Consider the following 19,707-nt stretch of genomic DNA (forward strand, 5'->3'; position numbering starts at 1 on the left):
TCAGCGCGTCACGATGGTGGCGGCTCGGCATTCACCGTGGCACTGATGAGAACACCTACAAGAAGCAAGACATACACAGCGAGAGCTGCCTTCGGCAGAACCCGCTTGGTGCCGAAAACACCGAACAATATTACGACACCTACTCCGGCCAAAACTCCGTAAAGACCGATCGCGAAGACGACGATCTGTTGCTCTACGCCGAATCCTTCGTAGCCGCTCAATGTGGTGGTGAGTATGGAGTACCACACGACAAGACCCAATGCTATGAACACCCAGGCGGCAACTTGGGCAATGATCTTGCCTACAGTTCGGCCAACAGGTCGAGGTGACGTATGGGAGTTTCCGTTATCCATGGTTGCTCGGCATCTCTCTATTGTTGCCTGCGACTACCCGGGATATTGAGTCAATCGATTGCTCGCGATCCCAATAATCAGAGTGCCCTGCGGTGGGGTCAGTCTCCAAGATCTGTCCGCCGAAGTGCGGGTCGGATGGGTTCATACCATACCAATGGTCATCTGAGCCATTGCCGATGTCTCCCGGGCTCAGCGATGGTGTCCATGTGTCGATTATGTCGTGGCCGGAGGTGCCAGACCACACATGGTCAGGAGGAACACCAAGATCCTCGGCGCGATCCACTCCAACACCAGGCGATCCGATGAAGGCGATCTCATCAGATGAGAGGCCGTGGTCACGTGCGGCATAGCCCACGACCGTCGATCCGTACGAGTGCCCAAGTACGGTGTTGTGGCTCGGTGGCCCATTGTGGGTGGCGCGCAGTCCTTCTTGGAATCGAGCAAGGTCGCCCTTGGCCTCGTTCGCAAACCTTTCGTCCGACGCGTTAAGAAGGTCAGATGGCGAGTTGTAATCCGACCAGGTGATCGCGGCGGTTTTCGTGCCGGGGTTGAGCTGCTCGGCGCGCTCGGCTAGGCGATCGTTCCTGTCTACATAGTCCATTGCGTCGCCCAGGTCCGAGAACGTGCCCGGAACGGATGTCAACACATTGTCGGCGTTATCCGGGTTTCCTGAGGCGATGATCGCCTGGCCGCGAGAGTTTACCGTTCCATCGACACCAAGAAGGTAGTAATCACTTTGTTCGGCGGAAGGGCCGAGCTTCTCTTGGAGTCTATCAATTCCTTTGAGTGATTCCTCCAACTGCCAGATTCGATATTGCGAGTCCGAGTCGCTGATCCCACGGCGATGGTAGGGATCCTCTCTCAGACGACGACGTTCTTCATCGAGCTTGTTGACGAGACCCTGTCGCTGGGCCGCGAGCACGGACCGATTTGCTTGATCCCGGTCAACGACCGGCACTCCATCGGCACCACCAACCATCTGCGGGAAGCGGTCCATCAGGTCCGTCCGTTGAGCAGTCGTCAACGAGGCCCAGCAGCCACGTACCGCCGCCGGGCCCTGCTGCAACGCAGTCTCGAATCCCGCACGTGTGGCGTTGGCCGCGTGGGCCTCCATGTCCATCGCCGCGCCAGCTAACGCAGCAGTCACCGCGCTGGTTGGCGCCGCGGCGGCCTTTCCCCACTCGGCGGCTTGGCCGATGTCCTTGAGGGCTCCCGTGACCGCGTCCATCGAACGGGAGAGGGTTTCGTGCGCGACCTTCTCCATTCCACGGGCCTGCGCGACGGTGGCTTGAGCTTCGGCGAAGGCGGCTTCTTGCTTGGCGTGCAAGGCTTTCGCTGCTTCGTACTGCGCCGACTGCTGATTCGCCCGATCCTCGGCCCCGGGAACCCGTGGGTCGACCGGGCCGGGCGGTGCGCCGGTGAACGGCTTTGGCGGGTAGATCGAGTCGCCGAACACCATCAGCTGGCCTTCAGTAGCAACCTGCTTGGCCTGTTCCATCCGGGCTTTGACCGTGTCGATCTCGTCGGCCCACACCGTGCACGCCTGTCCAAACCGGGGAAACAACCCAGCGAGCGCGTCACCATCACCACCCTGCTGGGCAGCAAACCCCTGAAAAGCGGCGGAGGCGCGGCCTTCCCAGCCACCCTCGGCTTTACCCTTGACCCGATGCCAGCCGGAGGCGACCTCTTCGACACCTGCGCCATGCCTCTTCATGGAGTCGGCCATTGCCCGCGCCGAGCCAGGGTTTCCGGCTACCCAGGTATTCAGTGTCATCGGTCCGTCAGCGCCCCAGTTGTCTGAACATGCCTTCGTTGCTGTCTTCAGTGCCGGCGTAGGTCGCCCTGTTCGCGTCCAGATCGGCCGCCGACCTCGACGCGACCTCGGTCATCCCCGCTGCGGCGCGCATCAGCTCGGCCGCACTCGCCAGTACCGCCGGGCTCGACGGCCCAGCGTCAATACCGGGTGCGGGTGGCGTGGATCCGAGTTGGTCGGTCGAGCGCTGCACATCGCTGGCCAACCCGCCGATGGTGGCGGGGTCGACACGCAAGGTCACGAGGTCCCTCCCCCTGGTGATCAATGTGGTGATCGATGTGGTGATCGGGACTGTATCGAAGCGGCCACGAAGCCAGACGTGGGTTTCTACTCAGGTCCCGTCGTGATCACCCGAACAGCGCAGAGCGGCGCGCCGAGGAATGAGATCCTCGGGCGCCGCTCATCTTCGGGGCGTGGAGATGTGCTCAGAGGCGGTCGCGACGTCGGCTTCCGTAGGGGGCGCGGTTGAGCCGTCGCGGGCGGCGGACGTCGGTAAGCAGCAGGAGACGCCAGACCGTATAGGGGTAGAGCTGGTGCTGCTGTGCCAGTTCGGTGATGCGCGCCCCCTTAGCGAAGTTCCACGAGAAGGGGGCAGCCAGGTCATGGGGGGCGTCGAGGTCGTCGAACTCGCGGCGGGCAAGAGCGTGGTCGCTGGCCCCGCCTCGCTTGCGGAGAGCAATCCCGGCGACTTCGGTCAGCAGGAGGTGCACCGCGCCGTAAGACATGCCGACATCGAACATCAGGATGCGGATCGACGCTCCGTGGACCGTGTAGTCAGTCGCCAGCTGCTCGGCCAGCTCGCGTTCCTCCCGTGGTGTCAGGTACCTGGGCATGTCAGCACTGCTCATCACGAGGACCGCAATGCAGTTCTTGCGGTGGGGTCAGACCCCGCGCAGCCCAGCTAGCTTCCGGACCTTCCTGTTCAGTGGCGTGGGCAGCTATGAGGTGGTTCTGGCTAAACGCCTCCTGGTAGCCGGAAGGCGGCGGGCTCTCGTCGGGCATGCGGTACGTCCCTTGCTGGCTTAACTTGACTTGGTGCTTCTGCCTGGGTGGCTACATTCCCCGCAGGCCATCAAGGAGCTTCATGAGCACCTCGGGTGTGACGGGCGTCCGGCTGAATGCGACTTCCAGCGCAGTTGCCCGCTCGGCCTGACGTGCGATCGGCCAACGACAGTTCGTAGTCGGGCTGTGTGGCGGTGCAGTCACCACCGAGGTGTCCCGACCAGGACACGCTGTATCCGGCGGCAAGAACTCCGGCGCGCTCTCGTGACGTGGGCATCGTTAGCCGGTCCCTTGTGCGATCTTCGTGCACTCGCCGCATATCGGCCACCCGTCGACTGGTTTCATCGACGGCCCCCACGCGAGGTGGCAGCAGAGTGTTTGCACGACACTGCGGTTGTCCAGCCTGCCGCTGACCGCTTCCGGTGCGACGAGGTGCGAGGCTCGATCACCGCGCAACGCGACCCCGTAGACAAAGCGGCCAGGTTTGGCTGCGGATAGTCCGCCTGCTCCGACCGTGGATAGAGGCGCGCGCGGCTTCGACGCGAGGGGATCGGTTTGGTCCGGCGGTGGTTCTGCAGCGCAGTTGACGCGGCCGAACGCCGCCAGCACGCACATCATGCACGGCATGCCCGTGAACCGGTCGACCTGTTCGGCATCGGCTGCTACAAGTTCGTGCCCGCATATGGCGTGAAGCGTTGTCGGCGGGTCGCCGTCGAAGTCGAGCAGGTAGGCGTGCACCTCGGCCTGCGCGATGCCGGTCGCGTGTCGGTTCCGGGCGAGGATCACCGTCATACCGGTCGCCTCCTGAGCCGGTGGCGTCCGCCGCGGTGGGTGCCAGCAGCAGGCACGGGGACGGGACACGTGCCCGCTGCTGGCATGGCTCGCCGAGCGCGAGGGGGGATGGTGCTCGGCGAGGTCCCGCGCACTCGTGCGGGCTCGGGGTGTCGGGCTCTACGAGCCCGGACCGCACGGTCAGCGCTGCGCGTCGTGCTGCGCTGCCGCTCGTGCGCGAGAAACAGTTCGGTGAGTTCTCCAGCGAGGTCGAGCGCCGTTGGGACCCACATCACGACGAGGAACGACAGCGGTACCAGCCACAGCACCAACTCAGCCACGACCAACACCGCCCCGGTGCAGGAGCCGTCGCAACCTGGCCCGCCGACCACGGGCGATGCCACGAAGGATCGCCCACCAGTCCGACAAGTCACGCGCGATCGATCGCGCTTGTCGCGCCGAGATCATGACGGCCCGCAGCCCAGCACGATCAGTCCGGCCGGCCCGAAAGTGCTGAGCCACGTAAGCGGGTCGGGATCAGAAACAACGGTGTTTCGGCTGATCACGGCTACGCACCTCGCTCTACATCGCTATGTCCCACGGGACCACATTTGTCCCGACGACAGTAGTGTGTCCCATGGGACATAGGTCAATACATCCAATCGCGTGATCCGTTGATCGATCGCCTGCCTTAGGATTTGGCCCATGCCCGGTACACGCTCAGGCAGCCCGCAAGCCCGCGCTCTGGGCGCTGAACTGCGGGAACGGCGCGAACTGGCCAACGTCAGCATCCGCGGTTTGGCCCAATTGCTGGACATTCCGAAGACGCGCCTCGCGCGGTACGAGAGCGGCGCAGCCGTGCCCAAGCCCGAAGACGTCGCGAGCTACCTGACCGCCCTGGGCGTGACCGGCGAGGAACACGAGCGGATCGTCGATCTCGCCCGCAACACCGAATCACCAAACTGGATCACGTCGGGCATCCCCGGAATCCAGCAAGAACTCGCAACGCTGATCGAGTTCGAGAAGACAGCCGTCGCGATGACAGAGGTCGCACCCTTCCTGGTCCCTGGACTGCTCCAGATCCCCGAGTACATGCACGCGATCATGTCCGACATGTCGGAGAAGGAAACCGGCCCAAGGATTCTCATGCGCATGGAGCGCAAGAACCTGCTGGCACGGCCGGACGCACCGCACTTCGACGTCATCCTTGGCGAGAGCGCACTGTACGAAGTCCTCGGCGGACCTCGCGTGATGGCCGAACAGCTACGACACGTCGCGAAGGTCGTCGACGAGAACGACCGCGTGACGGTCCGTGTGATCAAGTCCGGAGCGCGGACGCTCCACCCTGCGCATGTCGGACAGTTCATCCTGTTCGAGTTCGCCAAGGCGACGCCCATCGTGCAGCTCGAGCACTACAGCGGCGTCGCGTTCCTCAAAGGCCCGCGAGACATCGCCGCGTACCAGCGCGCGGTGACAACCTTGAGAGAGCTGGCAATGGACCCGACCGAATCACTCCAGATGATCACGAAACGAGCCGCAGAACTGGAAGGGATCGACGCGTGACCGAAAACTTAACTGGGTGGCGCACATCAACCCGCTCTGCCCAGCAAGGGGCGTGTGTGGAGGTAGGGGGCGCTCCCGGACTGGCGGGGGTGCGGGACACCAAGGACCGGAACGGTGACACGCTGGTCTTCAACCGCGCGGTCTGGGAACACTTCCTGATGGGCGTCAAAGCCGAGCGATTCGACGCACCGCAGAGCTGAGACGCACAACAGGTCCCAAGCCCGGCCGTTGCGATGCCACTTCTCGGCCGGCTGTGATCGCCGTCGGACGCGTGTGTCCGCCGATGATGCCAAAGACAGTGGAGTCACTGCCCACAGCCCGGTGTCCGCTCTACCACCGACGTTGCCAGGTGTTGATGTGCGATTCCGGGCCGTACGGGCTCCAACCGTTCAGGTAAGGCTTGAGGTCATCGTTGCTGAGCTTGGGCGAGCTCGGCATGGCCGGCGGATGCTCAATGGGGTCCTCCCTGCCGATGTGCTCGGTGATCCAGTCGAGCCACTTGCGAGCGGAGGTTAGATCTCCATCTCCTGATCGTGGATTGGCAAGTCTCTGCTCGAGCACTTCGCTGAACGCTCGGAGTTCGTTGGCTCTGCGCCAGCGTTCGACCTGGTTTTCGAGGAGCTTTGCGTAATGGGCCTCGATCGCCTTCTGCCGGGCGACCTCCATGGCCTGTTCCCACCGAACCTTCCGTTCGGCCTTGGCGCGTTCCTCGTCGATCTGTCGCTGACGGTCTTCGACTGCCCTGGTCTCGGCCTCATGTAAGAGGGCAGCGAGCCCATCTTCCACAGTGCGCCGTTTTCCGTCTGACCACCGGCCCTGTCGTCCCTGTGGGTTGTAGCCGTTGAGCTCGATGAGCAGGCGCTGCGTCTTGGCCGGATCTGCGGACTGTGGGGTCGCCTGCTGGATGGTAACCGTGTAGCTGAAGTCATTGACGACGACGTTCAGTTCGCCGTCGCGACGCGAGTACTGCGGCTCGGCTGGGCGAGTTCCGTAGCCGTAGTAGTGATGGTGATGTCGCTCGGCGACAGGCTTATTCATGACCTTGTGGCCGCGTCTGGTCGCCTCCGCGGCAAGCCCTTGAAGGATGAGCAGGCATCGCCGACGCAGATCCTTTGGCATGACCAACCGACCCTGGTCATCGCGCAGCTCAGCCACCACGGGGTGTGGGGACCGAAGCGATTCGGGCACCGGCACGCGCGACAGATTGAGGGTGTCGCCCTTCGTGTTGGCGTGGCTACCCTTGAGTAACTTGATATGCAGGTCCCGAGTCCTGTTCCACTGCCGGGTCTTCTCGACATGATGTCCCTCAGGAACGAGACCGTGGCGCTTGGCGAAGTCCACCACCTTGCGCCAGCGCGCAACCTCATCCTCATCAGGCGCCTCGATCACCACGCGGTTGTTCGCCACCAGCTGCTCTACCAACTTCAGCGCCGCCGCACGCCGCCGCTGCGCGGTAAGTACCGTCGCATGCGGCGCTGGACGGTTCGCCTCCCTCTTGAGCGTGCTGGCACCGTCGGCGTCCTGCCCGTCCGGCAGCGTCGGTTTGGAACCCTTGGGCTTCGTGCCAGCGACTGTCGGACCCGCGGGTTCAGCAGACTGATCGCGGTAACGAGGGTTGTCAGGATGGTGCCCATGATCGAGATAGAACCGTCCGGCCTCGGTTATCTTGGCCCGCCAGACACCACCACGCTTACTGATCGTGATCAGCCCACGATCGCGAACAGCGTTGGCAGAATGCCGTAACCGGCCATACTCAGAGCCGCTAAGGTCTTCAGAAGCATCGACGCGCTTCAACACATCGAGCTGCTGTTCGTTGAGGGGATCCCATCGCCGCATGCTGCAACACCGCCCTGCTGGATTTGGTAACAACCCGGCCGACATCAGGATCGGCGCGTAGCTGGTGGGGCTTGAGTCCGGTGAGGGGCTTGGCGATCAAGCGGTGCCGCTACGGCGATTTCCCCAGCCAGTGAACGCTGCGACGACCGTTCCACGCTTCCGCAGCGATGAGATCGTTGAACCGCTTAGTACGACTCAAGCTGAGCTCACACATGGGTCCGTTCCAGCAGTTCCGCGGTCTCCCGCGCAGCCGCGTGGTCGGGACCATGAACAAGCGACACATCATCGTGGAGCGCCTGTAGTGTCTCGCGGGCCTCGGTCAGGTTGTTCTCCAACAAGTGGAGCTTGCCGATGTCGAGGCGTACCTCAATGGCCATCTCGGATACGTCGCCGCCTGTGGCTCTGATGCGGGAGAGCGCGTCGTGGAACTGCCGCAGAGCCAGGGTCACCTGGCCCAGTTCAGCTCGGCAGTCTGCAGCTTGACGCAGGCATTCGACTGCTTTTTCGCTCGTCGGTCCCGCAGTCCGGGTGTATGCGGCTTCGAGAGCGTCGAATTCCGGAAGCGCCGCGCGGTGCTCGCCGCCGAAGACCATGATTATCGCTCTGCGTAGGCGCAGCTCCAACACCTCGGGGTTCTCTGCGCCAAGCGCCTCGCCGGCGGGCCGAATCGCAGCTTCGAGTACGTCTGCGGCCTGGGCATGCCGATCCTCACGCAACAGGATGCCCGATTGCTGGAACGCCTCGCTGATGGCGTTCCGGAGCTCCGTTCGCGGTGCGCGCGATGCCGACGACTCCGCTTCCACACTCGTGACCCCGCCCAGCACAGGTCCCGATTCATGCCTGCTGCGGGGCGCGTTGGGGCGACGAAATACCAGCGTCGGATCCGGCATATCGCCCGGGATCGAGCCAGTCGTCTCCGGCACGCTTCCTGGTGCCGGAAGGAACGGCAGCAGCTGTTCATACACCTCATAGGCGTCGACAGGCCGCTGGTCCGGCGATTTCGCCAACAAGTCGAGCACGAGCCGATCCAGTTCGGCTGGCACCTCCGTCCGCACGTCGCGCAACGGGCACGGCGCCACCTCGACGTGCCGATACATTTGCTGCGCGCCGTATTCGCCCTCGAACACCGGATACCCGCTCAGCAGCTCGTACAGCACGCACCCGAGTGAATAGAGATCGCTGTGCGGGGTCACGCGGTCGCCCCGCACCTGTTCCGGTGACATGTATTGACTCGTGCCTAACCGCTCGCCGGTCGCAGTCAGCGGTGTGACATCGGAGCGGAGGATCGCCGCGATCCCGAAGTCGAGGACCTTGATCGCTCCGTCCGTGGTGACCAGTACGTTGCCCGGCTTGAGGTCGCGGTGCACGACCGGTACAGCGTGCGCATGGGATAGCACGGTGCAGATCTGAGCGGCGAACGCTGCAGCCCAGCTCACCGGCAACGGTTCGCCGGGACTGATGAACGCGCGCAGCGAAACGCCGCGCACGAGTTCCATCACCAGAAACAGCTCGTCGGCGTTCTCGTCCAGGCCGGCGTCGTAGACCTGGGGCACGCCGTGGTGCTGGATCCGGGCGGTCACCCGCGCTTCGCGCTGGAATCGCTGCGCGAGCACGTCGATCGCCGTACTGGCAGCGATCGTCTCCGGGCTGATCCGCTTGACGGCGACCTCGCGATCGAGCACGCCGTCAAACGCGCGCCAGACGCTGCCCATCCCGCCCGAGCCGATCTCGTCGCGCAGCTCGTACCGGCCGCCGACTGAGTCAGCCACGACATACCCTCCATGGCTCGATCGTCACCGTCAGTGACACATGATCCCGCCCGGATGATCGTCCGTCCACCGATTCGACGAAAGTCGGGCCTTACGCCACGTCGTCGGCGATTCCCTCCTGCTTGCGGATGAGCCGCCACGCCGCAGAGCGGGCACTGCGATTCAGGGACTTCTTGAACGTGTCGTCGCTGCGGGCGAAGTACTGGTCGCCGAGGCCGGAGATGGTGTCGATGTGGTCAGCCATCTTGTCTTCGAAGACATCATCGAAGACTGCCCCGAAGTTCTCCTCGTTGTTGACGATCGCGGCCTGGCGCACCTTCTCGTCCTGGACGGTTTCCCGGAACGGTCGCGCGACGTCGTCTTCGGTGAACGTGGTGGCGTGCCGATCGTTGAACCGCTCGATCAGCTCTGATAGCAGCGACTTGTCGTGATTTTTGCTCGTGCCAGACCCGTCGCCGAAGCCCCTGAGCTCCGCCGTGCCGTCCGGTGCAAGTCCGAGGTCGTGTTCTCCGGTCTTCTCGACACGCAGGTGGCTGAGGTCGACCTCGCCGATGTCGACGCCGCCGTTATTTCCGTGTGGTAGTCGGTTGAGCAGGTGCCGCCCGAACAGGTACAGCCGCTCCAGTTCGGCATCCTGATATGGCACGATCTGCGACAGGAACCCGTACTTCCGGATGAAGTCCCCCAGGTCGAAACGGAACTGTTCCGCGAGTTCCTGCAGCGTCTCGTCCCTCAGAAGCTCTTCGTAACGCTGCACAGCGGGGGCGATGTGCCGATACAGCTCGGCGTGCAGCTTCGCCCATTTCGCCTCGCTGCCGCCCGAAGCCTGTTCAGCGGCCAGGAACGCTTCGACGAACGCGATCATCTCGGTGTCCACCAGGATCGGCGGGGACATCACGCGTCCCTGCGCGTTATAGAGCAGGTTCGGGTCGGACGGCAGCGTCGCGGCGTCCTCGAAATACGGGCGGAACGACTCCTGGATCTCCCCGGCCTCGTTGACGAAGTCCAGCACCGCGAGGTCGGCCTGGGTCTTGCGATCGGCGGTCCGATTGAGCCGCGACAGCGTCTGAACGGCCGAAATCCCGCCTAGCTTCTTGTTGACATACATCGTCGTCAGCAGCGGCTGGTCGAACCCGGTCTGGTACTTCTCCGCGACGACCAGAATCCGGTACTCTGGCTGCCCGGCCCCGCCGGTCTTCGTGGTGAGGTCGTCAGCGCGGGTGTAGGCGAACGCCTTCGTCAGCGCGGTTTCCGGCAAGCCGCCGTTCTCTTTGGACTCGGTGACCTCCTCGTTCTCGTAGGTCAGCGTCCCCGAGAACGCGACGAGCACCCCGATGTCGTCCCTGAGCTTGCCCTTCTTCTGCAGGTCCGCGATGTAGTTCTTGATGGCCCGCGACATCTGCACTGCGCTCTGCCGCGACGCGGTCACCACCATCGCCTTCGCCCGACCGCCGAGCCGCCCGAGGGTGTGGGCGCGAAAGTGGTCGACGATCACCTGCGCGTGCTGCGAGACCGTCGACGGGTGCATCACCGCGGCCCGTGCGAGTTGCGGGTTCGCCTTCGCGGCGTCGACCTCTCGGTCGTCAGGGTTGTTGCTGATCAGCTTCCAGTAGGTGTTGTAGGTGACGTAGTTCCGCAACGGATCGAGGATGAACCCCTCCTCGATTGCCTGCCGCATCGAGTAGGTGTGAAACGGGACGAACGCGGCCTTGCCGTCGCGCTCGCCGAGCGTGCCGAAATACTCCAGGGTCTTCGACTTCGGCGTGGCGGTGAACGCGAAGTACGACAGGTTCGGGTTCTTCGCGCGCTCGGCGACGCGTCGCTTGAGCTTGGCCTCAAGATCGTCCGCGGGAACCTTCGCCTCGGTCGCGCCCGGCTCGTTGCTGTCGTCGTCGGCGTCCAACGCGAGGTTGCGCAGCGCCTTGCGCACATCGCCGGCCGCGTCGCCGGACTGCGACGAGTGCGCCTCGTCCACGACGATCGCGAACCGAGAGCCCTTGATCTCGGTCGGGTTCTTCCGCAGAAAGTCCAGCAGTGCGGGGAACGTCTGCAGGGTAACCGTGATGATCTTGCCCTGCGAACTCGACAGCCGCTTCGCGAGCTGCTCGGACTTCGACCCGTTTTTCTCGTCGATCGCAACGACTGTACCCGCGGTCTGCTCGAAACTGCCCACCGTGGCGCGAAGCTGCGAGTCGAGGTTGCGGCGGTCAGTGATGATGAGGACCTTGTCGAACACCGGCGAACCTGGCTTGAGTCCCTTCGCACGTGCGTCCGCGTCCAGCTCCGCCGGATCGGCCGGCGTGTGCAACGAGGACAGCCGGTACGCGAGCCACGCGATCGTGTTCGACTTCCCGGATCCGGCGGACGCCATCACGAGATAGTCGTGGCCAGTGCCGTGGCGGGCGGTGTGGGCGGTGATCTTCTTGACGACGTCCCACTGGTGATAGCGCGGGAAGATCAACGACTTCTTGATCCGCCCGTTCGCGCTCTTCTCACGGTACTCGTGGACGAACCGTTCGAGCAGGTCAAGCCAGTTGTCCGGCTGCCACACCTGTTCCCAGAGATACGAGGTGGCGTATTTCCCGAACTGAGTCGTCGGCGGATTGCCCGCACCGCCGGGCTTGCCAGGGCCGTCGGAGCCGGTGTTGAACGGCAGGAACCGGGTGCGTTCGCCGCGCAGTTCAGTCGCGACGAACACGAGGTCGGGGTCGACGGCAAAGTTCGCGACTACGCGGTTCCGGAAGATCAGTTCAGTCGGGTCGCGCTCCTCGCGGTACTGCCGCTTCGCGTGCTCGACGCCCTGCCCGGTCAACGGGTTCTTCAGCTCGGCCGTGGCGACGGGGACCCCGTTGACGAACAATGTGAGGTCGAGTCGGTTGTCCCGATCTGCCTGCTTGGCCGCGTATTTCAGCTCGCGGACGATGGTAAGCCGGTTGGCACGGTAGTCGTCGAGCGCACTGTCAGAGACCACCAGCGAAGGTTTGAAGTAGGCGAGGCGGATGCGGACACTGCGGTCCTTCACGCCCTTGCGAAGCACTTCCAGGACCCCGTCGTTGTCGATCGCCTTCGCGACCCGCTGCGCGAACCCGCGCTGCGCCGCGTCCGCATCATCGCCGTAGTAGCTGAGCAGCTCGTCCCACTCAGCCTGCTGTGTCGCCCCGATGAACGTGAACAGCTGCGCGGTGTCCAGGCCAAGTTCGGCGTCGTAATCGCTTCCGGCGCCTTCCTCCCACCCACGCTCCAGCATCGCGTCGACGATCGCCGTCCCGAACACGGCCTCGTGATGGATCGGGCTCATCGGTCTACTCCTCGATTCCTCGCCCGCTGGCGGTGGACACGTCAAACTCGCCGGTGACGGCGGCAGTGATGAGCGCCTGGCGGCGTTCAGCGAGAGTCGCTTGCTGACGCGACAACACGCGTCGAATCTGACGATCCTTGGCCTCGGCGTCTTTCAGACGTTCGACCGCCTGTTCCTGTTCAGCCAGATCTGGAAACGGGAAGCGCTGGGGGCGAAGCTGCTCACGAGTCAGGTGCGTCATCGTGCTCGAATTTCCCTGGACTTGGAACACCTTCATGCGCTCAGCTGCGACCAAGCAGAAGTAAAGCCACCATGTCGACTCCATCCCGCGCGGACGGATCCGGTGGAGTGCCTTCTGATAGTAGATCTCTTCGATCTCGCCGCTCCATACCGCGGCTCGACCGGGCCAACTGCCGCCCTCGTTGACCAGAAGATCACCAGGTTGGAGGCGGTACCGCTTTTGCTCTTCGGGCGGGAAATCCATCATCGCTAGCTCAGTCGTGTCGACCACGCCCCATTGCACGTTCGCGACACGCAGGTAGGGCCGCAAATGATCGCCACGCGCTCGCTCCTGGTTAAGCATTTTCCCGAGCTCGACTTCGAAATAGTGCGAAACGGCTGCGACTCGCCAGTGCACGGGAACCGAGCCGAGCCAACTCAGTCCACTGGGGCGCCGAGCACCGACGACACCCGTTCCACGAACCGTGTCGTACACGCGTCGCATAGCCTTTTCTTCCAGAATATCGAGTTGCCGCTCGCGGAGTGCGCTGAGCTTGTCGATGCGAGTGGTCTCGGCGTCGAGGAAGTCGGCGATGCGCCGCTGCTCCTCCAACGAGACTCTAGGAAACGGCAGCATGCCGACATCTTCACCAGTAACAGCACGGTAAGTCGTGCCGGTCGAGACAGCGTCAAGGCGTTCTCCCGCCGAGTGAAGCCACCACCAGAGGAACCTCGCGTCGCACCCAGTAGCCGATACGGAACAAAGGCCACGACCAATTCCATATTCCCGATCGGCAATATTCAACGCCCCGACAGGTGCTCGCACTGAGAGCAGGACATCACCGCATTTCGCGATCTTCGATGCGGTATCGCATTGCAACCGAGGAACCGGATGGGCCGCCTGAAACTCCGCATTTCCTTGCAGAAACGGAAGACCATCAATCAAGTCCGAAACTTCAGTGGAAGGTGGTGCTTGTCCTGGCCTGATATAGGCAACGTACTTCAACGGAACGACGCTCACTCCGTCACCTCCCCCAACAGTTCCTGGATCTCGGCCTCCAGCGCCTTCAGCTCGGCGTCGATCTCCGCCAGCGGTCTCGGCGGTTCGTACACGTAGAAGTGGCGGGTGAACGGAATCTCGTACCCGATCTTGGTCTTGGTGTGGTCGATCCAGGCGTCGGGGACGTGCGGCAGTACCTCGCGTTCGAGGTAGTCCTCAACGTCCTGGTCGAGGGGCACGTTTTCGTAGTCGCGGAGTTCGGGGTCGGGTTCGGTCTCGCCCTTGGCGATCTGGACTTCGCCCTCGGGGTCGCGGACGCCGATGGCGTCGCGCAGAGCCTTGTTGAAAGCGGCACCGGTGGGCCAAGTGAGCCCGGCGGCGACGATGGCGTCCTTGAGTGCCAGCCAGGCTTCGGTCTTCTTCCACCAGGTTTGGCCGAGCAGTGGTCGCAGCGCGGCCACGAACTGCTCGGGGTCGTCGAGTTTCTGGATCTGCTTGGCCTCGCCGAGTGAGGCGAGGATCTCCTCGGTGAACTCGAACCGCAGCTTCAGAGGGCGTTCGACGGTGATCCTGCGGTAGCCGAAGTCGTCGTTTTCGAAAACCTTGACCTTGCCGTGCAGCGGGTGGTTCTCGTCCTTCGCCACCTGCAGTGCCTCTGCGTAGAGGCGGGTGATCTCGGCGATCTGATCCGACGCGACGTACTTTCGCTTATCACCCAACGACTTCCGCATTTTCTGCCAGTACTCGCGGGCGTCGAGCAGCACCACTTTGCCCTTGTAGTCGGGGCTCTTGCGGTTGGTGAGAATCCAGAAATAGGTGGAGATACCGGTGTTGTAGAACAGCTGGTCCGGCAGCGCGACGACAGCTTCGAGCCAGTCGTTTTCAAGGATGTGCTGGCGGATCTGCGACTCGCCCGATCCGGCGGCTCCGGTGAACAGCGGGGAGCCGTTGAACACGATCGCGACCCGGCCGCCGCCGTCCTCGACGGAGTTCATCTTCGACAGCATGTGCTGCAGGAACAGCAGGGACCCGTCGTTGATGCGCGGCAGCGCCGGCCAGAACCGGCTGTTCTCGCCGAGCTGTTCAAGATCGCCTTCGACGTCCTCCTTGACCTTCTTCCACTCGACGCCGAACGGCGGATTGGCCAGCAGATAGTGGAACGTCCGACGGTAGTGGCCGTCGTCGCTGAAAGAGTTGCCGAACTTGATGTTGTCCGGGTCCTGGTCCTTGATCATGAGGTCAGACCGACAGATTGCCCACGACTCCGGGTTGAGCTCCTGCCCGTAGACCTCGACGGTCGCGTCCGCATTCATCGTGGTGATGTGCTCGTAGGCGGCGCTGAGCATCCCGCCCGTCCCGCACGCCGGATCCAGCACTCGGCGAATCACGCCTGGCTTGCTCAACGCCTCGTCGTCTGGGGCGATCAGCAGGTTCACCATCAGCTCGATGACCTCACGCGGTGTGAAGTGCTCACCTGCGGTCTCGTTGGACTGCTCGGCGAACCGCCGGATCAGTTCCTCGAAGATGTAACCCATCTGGTGGTTGTCGACGACCTCCGGCCGCAGATCCAGATCGGCGAACGTGCTGGTCACCTTGTAGAGCAGGTTAGCGCCGTCAAGTTTCTTGATCTGCTGTGCGAAGTCGTAGCGCTCCAGGACCTCGTAGGCGTTCGGGGAGAAACCACCGATGTACTGTGTGAGGTTCCGCGCCACATGCGACGAGTCAGCCACGATCGATTTCAACGTGAGGGGCGTGGTGTTGTAAAAGCGGTGGCCCGACGCCTTGCGGAGGAACGTGTCCGGGTCGAGGTCCCGATTACGGTACTTCTCGACTGTCTCCAGGACCTTCCCCCGGGTCGGCTTCAGCACGCATTCGAGTCGTCGCAGCACCGTGAACGGCAGGATCACCTTGCCGTAGTCGGACTGTTTGTAGTCACCGCGCAGCAGATCGGCGACCGACCAGGCGTGGTTCGCCAACTCGGTGTGCTTGTTCGTGTTCAACGTTGTCCCTCGGTCGTCATCGAAGATCGACAATGTTGCCTAATTGCGGGCGGACCGCCCGCACGCGATCAGGGTGGTTCTGTGGTGTGCAGTACTCAGGGCTGGTCTTCTGGCGGCAACAGGGCTCCGCTGGTCAGGCCGGTGGTCCACTGTCGGGCGGTCTCGGCAGCGAGTTCGTTGGCGAGTGCAGCCGCCCTCCAGATCGCGTGCAGGTGCCGAAAGGCTCTGCCGTAGTCGAGCTGCCGTTCGGGTGGCATAAGCGGAACCCGGAGTCGTTTGACGTCGAGCCGCACGATCGACGAGCCAGTCGTGGCGCGATGCGTGTTCTCGTCGGCCGACAGGAATCCGGCCAGGAACCATGAGTCAAGCCTTTCGGGGTCCGGCCGGAGTAGGAACAGGTGGGCTCCCAGCAGTTTCCCGGTATCGTCCTCGCCGGCCACGCGCGCAGGAACGCTCTTCAGGCCCTGCAGCGTCTCGGGCATGATCACGTCCCCCCGCTCGATCCGGATGGGCTCGACCGGCTTGTCCCGTAGCGATCCCGACGGGCGCGGCTCGCCGCGAAGATCACTTAGCGTCAAGATTGCCACATCATTGGAAGCGACGTCAGCATTTCGTGTGGATCCAGTGCGATGTGTGGGCGTAGCCCGGTGCAGCGCGAGCGCACCGCCACGCAGCAGGTCCGCCACTGTCGCGGTGCGCCATGTCATCGGTTCGCCCTCGGAAACCGACCATACCGTCGTCATCGGTGTGTCGGACGGTTGCTTCGAGTCAATCGTTGGCGTACTCGCGAGCTGGGCCAGCTCGTCGCACGCGCGGCCTAGGCGTTTCCGCAGTTCTTCCGCCAGCTCTGCCTGCTCGTTGGGAGAGATCGCGGTCCTTATGTGCACCCGGCGAGCCGGAGTGACGTCGACGGTGGCGTCGAGCAGATCGACGATCGAAAGGCGTTGTGCCACATCGGGAACTGCCTCGAAACGATCCTCGGCCTCGTCGAAGTCCCGCCACAGCTCCACGATGCGTTGATCGGACACGCTTCCGGAGGAGGCGTCGACGAACAGCACCGACTTGCCGGTCGCGAGAGCCTCATCCGGGCAGGTCAGCACCCAGATGTGGAGGCTGAGGTGCAACGGCGGGGCGGCACCCGGCGGTAACCCGATCACCGCACGCAGCGCGCCCTGGCGGATCAGCTCGGCCCGCACCCGGCGACCGGACGGCCGCTCAGCCGCACCCGGCGGCATCAAGACGACCGCCAGACCACCGGGTTCGAGGTGCGCGAGGCAGTGCTGCACCCATGCCAGCTCCGACTCCGACCTGGGCGGCAGCCCGTACACCCAGCGCGGGTCGTAGGCGAGGTCGTCGTGCCCCCAGTCGCGCACGCCGAACGGCGGGTTGCAGAGGACCGTGTCGACGCGGGTATCGGGGAACGCGTCTGCACGGAGGCTGTCACCGAAGGCGACCGCAGCGTTCGCAACGGCCTCGACCTTGAGCCTGACGTCGGTCAACGTGGCCTGAACGTCGATGGCATCCTGGCCATACAGGCGATTCGCGCCCCGGCCCACAGCGGCGGACAGTAGCCCGCCCGTGCCGCACGCCGGATCGAACACGCACTCCGGATAATCGGATGCGAGATTCGCCATCAGTTCGGCGACGGGCTGGGGCGTCGCATAGGCACCGGCGGTGTCTGGGACCAGCACCTCACGAAACACTTCGACCGTCGCCCGGCCACCGTCCTCCGCCACACAGTGCGTCAGTGCGCGCAGGGATTTGACGTCCGCGTCGAGCGCCGCCGACGCGCCGATACGGCTCGCGAGCTCATCGACGAGCGCCGCCTCCGGCATCTCGTACAGCTCGGTGAGCCACTTTGCATCGGCACGCGCGAGTGATGGCACCAGCTCGGCCAGTACCAGCGCCGCATCTGGACTCGCGCGCAACACGATACGGAGCTCGTCGGCCGGAGACGACCCGGGCAACTGCCCGCGCGCCGACAGCCACTCCCGCACCTCGTCGAGGTCATATGCCGGGCTGGTGTCAGTACCACCGGCCGGCGCCGGAAAGTCCGCGTGCCTCCGACGCCAGTTGCTCACGGTGGCGCGAGTAACCCCGGCCAGACGCGAGATGTCGGCTGCGGTGACGTGCGTGGACGTCATGACGCCCGTCCCAAGATCCGTCGCATAGGCCGGATGCTACACCACGACCCAGACCCGTAAGCATGTTTGACAGAGCTTTCACGCTGTGGTGTTATATCGACGCTTTCACTGGTTCGTGATCACGCGACGTCTCCCGCTCCACTCCGCTCTCCATGCCCCGCACAGCCCGGGGCTCCAGCACGGGCGCCCAGCCGCCCCTCCAACCCGAAGGGAAAACCCATGCCACGACGCACCTCGTGCAGCACGGTCTCGCTCTACCGCCTCGACGGGGAACTGGACCTTGCCGACTGTCTGCTCGATTCGTCGTCCGCGGACGACCTCGAAGACCACGAAGTCCAGCTCGACGAGGTCACGTGTCGACTGGTCATGGGGCGGATGCACTCCGACGAGCCGTCCTGGGCCGCACACGTCAACTCGCTTACCGGCCTGCCGGTGCGCCTCCCGAGTTCGCAGCCCTTCGGCGTGCTGCTCGTCCCGTTGCCGCCCTGGACCTACGCGCTGATCTGGGGTCACGGCCATCGTTTGCTCGACGCCGAGGTCATCGAGCAGAACTTCGGGCTTCTCTTCGGCATCCGGCGACTCGATCCGGCACACCTGCGCACAGTGTCCCGCTCCGCGATGGACATCACCGCGCGGACGACCCAGACATCGATCCCCGGCGGAGGCGACGTCGGTTCCTTTGGAATGGAGCCTTACGGCGAGTTCGTCAGCCGCTTCAAAGGCCCTGCCGATCTCAACGACCTCACCTACGGCACGGAGACCGGCAGGGACCCTCAGATCGAGGTCGGCGACAACCTCAAGGCGCCGCTTCCCCGCTTCGGTACTGCCCTGCTGAGCGATCTGAACGCCATCACCAAGATCGTCGATGAGCCTGACGACGACTCCTCGCTGCGGTTCGCACACTTGGTCCGGCGCGTCAAATCCCGTGACCCCGAACGATCTCGACTCGAAGGACGCTTGGCCGAGGCGCTCGCGAACGGAGCCGAATACCACCCGCTCGGAATCGCGTGGCCGGCCAACGATCTCCGCGCAGCCGAGGAAGCGTGGTCGTTCAAGGTGAAAAGCCTCGGCGGTAGCGGTCCGCTGGTCTTGGAACCGAGCATGGAGCTCGATGTGCTCTCCGAGCAATTCCGCGGCATGCCCGCCGACGTGCGACTCCATCGTCTCCGCACCGCGCGGGTCGTGCCCTGTGCCGACGACGCCGGAACGGAGGAGATCGGCACATCGACGTCGCTGCGGCGATGGATCGTGTTCGAAACAACCATCGACCACGTCCGATACTGCTACTTTCAGGGGGAGTGGTTCCGCATCGGCGAAGAGTACGTCGAGCGGATCCGTGACCAGGTCGAACAGTTGCTCACGCGGAAGAACACGACGCTCACGTTCCCAGTGTGGAACCGCCGGGCTGGACACGCTGACGAGCACAGCTACTGCCATCAGGTCGCCGAGCGCGACGGCTACCTGTGCTTCGACCGGAACTTCGCCCATACTCCGTTCCACCCGAAGTTCGAGCTGTGCGACGTCGTGGGACCGAACGACGAACTCGTACACATCAAGTGGCTGGGGGCGGCAACGGCTGCGAGCCATCTCTACACCCAGGCAGCAGTGTCAGCCGAGGCGTTGCGGGACGAACCTGACGCGGCTCGTCAGCTCAACGAGAAGATCCAGGAACTCTCGCCGGGTCGCCCCGAGGCCCAGCCCTCCAAGGTGGTGCTAGCCATCGCGGGACGCTCATGGGACCCGCAGCAGTTGTTCACCCTCTCGCAGGTGAGCCTGCTGCGGCTCGACCGCACCCTACGTTCCTACAACACCACGCTCGAGTTCGCCAACATCCCCCATGTCCGCAGGCCGGCTCGCAAGCGGGGAAGGCGCTGAGCCGGACGGCCTGTACCTCAGCGTCCTCGCTTTCAACGACCTTGACCGGGATCCCCGCACTTCA

14 protein-coding genes are annotated in these 19,707 nt (G+C 64.0%); 3 read left to right on the forward strand and 11 right to left on the reverse strand.

The window, feature by feature from the left end:
- Positions 1 to 8: 8 nt before the first annotated feature.
- The 5 genes from SACE_RS37390 to SACE_RS37395 form a co-directional block, all read right to left on the reverse strand.
- The gene (locus tag SACE_RS37390; protein ID WP_143538071.1) at positions 9 to 353 is read right to left on the reverse strand and encodes a hypothetical protein; all 345 of its coding nucleotides are present in this window, start codon (positions 351 to 353) and stop codon (positions 9 to 11) included.
- Complete coding sequence (locus SACE_RS39010) at positions 346 to 2,079, reverse strand: alpha/beta hydrolase (RefSeq protein ID WP_231849922.1); 1,734 nt, start codon at positions 2,077 to 2,079, stop codon at positions 346 to 348. Before SACE_RS39010 ends, SACE_RS37390 begins: the two co-directional genes overlap by 8 nt.
- 55 nt (positions 2,080 to 2,134) lie before the next feature.
- Complete coding sequence (locus SACE_RS04245; protein ID WP_231849923.1) at positions 2,135 to 2,407, reverse strand: hypothetical protein; 273 nt, start codon at positions 2,405 to 2,407, stop codon at positions 2,135 to 2,137.
- A 184-nt stretch (positions 2,408 to 2,591) separates the two neighbouring features.
- Positions 2,592 to 3,014, reverse strand: coding sequence for a helix-turn-helix domain-containing protein (locus SACE_RS04250; protein ID WP_011873187.1), 423 nt, complete (start codon positions 3,012 to 3,014; stop codon positions 2,592 to 2,594).
- A 433-nt stretch (positions 3,015 to 3,447) separates the two neighbouring features.
- Complete coding sequence (locus SACE_RS37395) at positions 3,448 to 3,960, reverse strand: hypothetical protein (protein WP_011873188.1); 513 nt, start codon at positions 3,958 to 3,960, stop codon at positions 3,448 to 3,450.
- A gap of 684 nt (positions 3,961 to 4,644) precedes the next feature.
- Here SACE_RS37395 and SACE_RS04255 point away from each other — a divergent pair.
- Positions 4,645 to 5,502, forward strand: a complete 858-nt coding sequence (locus SACE_RS04255) for a helix-turn-helix domain-containing protein (protein WP_011873189.1) — start codon at positions 4,645 to 4,647, stop codon at positions 5,500 to 5,502.
- Positions 5,499 to 5,702 (forward strand): DUF397 domain-containing protein, encoded by a 204-nt coding sequence (locus SACE_RS36100; RefSeq protein ID WP_021341440.1) that lies wholly within the window; start codon positions 5,499 to 5,501, stop codon positions 5,700 to 5,702. Before SACE_RS04255 ends, SACE_RS36100 begins: the two co-directional genes overlap by 4 nt.
- Positions 5,703 to 5,832: 130 nt before the next feature.
- Here the strand turns inward: SACE_RS36100 and SACE_RS37400 are convergent, their stop codons facing one another.
- The 6 genes from SACE_RS37400 to SACE_RS04290 form a co-directional block, all read right to left on the reverse strand.
- Entirely contained in the window at positions 5,833 to 7,338 is a 1,506-nt protein-coding gene (locus SACE_RS37400; RefSeq protein ID WP_143538072.1) for a hypothetical protein, read from the reverse strand.
- 206 nt (positions 7,339 to 7,544) lie between these two features.
- Positions 7,545 to 9,107, reverse strand: a complete 1,563-nt coding sequence (locus SACE_RS04270) for a serine/threonine-protein kinase (RefSeq protein ID WP_009944180.1) — start codon at positions 9,105 to 9,107, stop codon at positions 7,545 to 7,547.
- Positions 9,108 to 9,198: 91 nt separating this feature from the next.
- Positions 9,199 to 12,405 (reverse strand): type I restriction endonuclease subunit R, encoded by a 3,207-nt coding sequence (locus tag SACE_RS04275; protein WP_009944178.1) that lies wholly within the window; start codon positions 12,403 to 12,405, stop codon positions 9,199 to 9,201.
- 4 nt (positions 12,406 to 12,409) lie between these two features.
- Positions 12,410 to 13,645, reverse strand: a complete 1,236-nt coding sequence (locus tag SACE_RS04280) for a restriction endonuclease subunit S (protein ID WP_011873191.1) — start codon at positions 13,643 to 13,645, stop codon at positions 12,410 to 12,412.
- Entirely contained in the window at positions 13,642 to 15,624 is a 1,983-nt protein-coding gene (locus SACE_RS04285) for a type I restriction-modification system subunit M (RefSeq protein ID WP_021341442.1), read from the reverse strand. The genes SACE_RS04280 and SACE_RS04285 overlap by 4 nt, the downstream gene beginning before the upstream one ends.
- Before the next feature lie 95 nt (positions 15,625 to 15,719).
- Positions 15,720 to 17,768: an N-6 DNA methylase gene (locus tag SACE_RS04290; RefSeq protein WP_009944175.1), complete on the reverse strand. Its 2,049-nt coding sequence runs from the start codon at positions 17,766 to 17,768 to the stop codon at positions 15,720 to 15,722.
- A gap of 219 nt (positions 17,769 to 17,987) precedes the next feature.
- On the opposite strand from SACE_RS04290, the gene SACE_RS04295 reads away from it, so the two are divergent.
- Positions 17,988 to 19,643, forward strand: coding sequence for a TIGR04141 family sporadically distributed protein (locus SACE_RS04295; RefSeq protein ID WP_009944174.1), 1,656 nt, complete (start codon positions 17,988 to 17,990; stop codon positions 19,641 to 19,643).
- Positions 19,644 to 19,707 lie beyond the last annotated feature (64 nt).

The organism is Saccharopolyspora erythraea NRRL 2338 (genome assembly GCF_000062885.1).
GTDB lineage: Bacteria > Actinomycetota > Actinomycetes > Mycobacteriales > Pseudonocardiaceae > Saccharopolyspora_D > Saccharopolyspora_D erythraea.